General features: G+C 47.2%; 1 protein-coding gene. It reads right to left on the bottom strand.

Going from position 1 to position 1,215, the window contains the following annotated elements:
* Positions 1-1,215 (bottom strand): hypothetical protein (locus tag A3750_RS26195; RefSeq protein WP_068548425.1); only part of this gene is annotated, 1,215 nt, incomplete at both ends.

The raw sequence follows: 1,215 nt of genomic DNA, 5'->3' as shown, positions 1-1,215 counted from the left end.
ACCATGAATAGAGAGCAGTCCTTCATTGTTCATGCCTCGTGGGTCGATGACCTTGATACTTTGCGATCGAAAGTCATAAAGGATATTACTGAAGCAGAAATCACCGTGAACGACCGTTTGCACTTCCGTGTCAGGTATATGGCGTGCACTTGTCTCGTGAATGTGTTTAATCGACGGCATATTTACGCCGTTTAGCGTCCACGGCTCGTCAAGTGCTATGCCTGTATCGTTACTAAACTCCGCTAAGCGTTTGTCGGTTTTTTCGAGCAGAAATGTTTTAAAGGATTGGGTTGATTCCGTCGCCTCGAAGGTACTACAAAGAGAAACAAAGTGCCCGCATGCTTTAAGAATTTTGTCCCACACAAAAACCGGTAGATCACCAAAAACGAAGAGCTCATTAAGGCTGCTGATGCATTGATACTCGATGCGATAGCCTTCGACTCGCTGACCTGCGCTAAGCTCACCGAGAAAATTGGGCGTATGGCGTTTTAGTTCGCTGGGTATGTTTTGGAACCAATGGCTTTCGGCAGCCATTTTGTTTGGCATGTCGCTGCGCTTGGTGACCACGCCCGACTCGACCTTTAGGCTATTGAATGCACGAGCCGTACTCACATGTGTTTTGGACCGGAAGTAGGTATGTAAGTGTCCGAAGTCATGCCAGTCTTTCGTGAGATACGATGAGAGTTTGCATTGTTGACTGTATAAATTTATTCCCTCAATGAATGCGCCGCGCGCTCGGACCATAGATTGAATAAACGTGCGTGCATCGCTAAACCGAAAGTATCCATTAACCACTTGTTTGTTTGCCTGCGTGGCGCCGTCGTAGGGGTGGAAGTCTTGAACGGTTTTGCCATCAAACGTCGCCCATTCATAGTTATCCTCTACTTCGCTGACGGCAATGATGTCGTGCAGCTCTACTGGGATGTCATAAACGAGTGTGTCGCCATGCAGTATGGTAAGAGGGCCTTCTGAGTAACCGCTTAAGTTAAGTGCGCAAACGATTGAGTCTCCGAGTGACAAACCTTCTGGGATTTCAAGTATCTCGATCGACATCTGTTCAAGTTGTCTTAAATCGTGTTTGGGAATAGAGAAGCTTTCCGGAATGGTAAGAACAACCTTGTCCTGTGTGTTTAAACTCTCATATTGGTAGCGATACAGGCGCTGATTCCCAATAGGCAGGAAGGCCGGAGGGATTTTTCCAAGCTCGGACCGAAA

It is taken from the genome of Oleiphilus sp. HI0079, from assembly GCF_001635105.1.
Note: the sequence above shows the minus strand (reverse complement) of the source record. Positions and strands in the feature narration are given on the sequence as shown.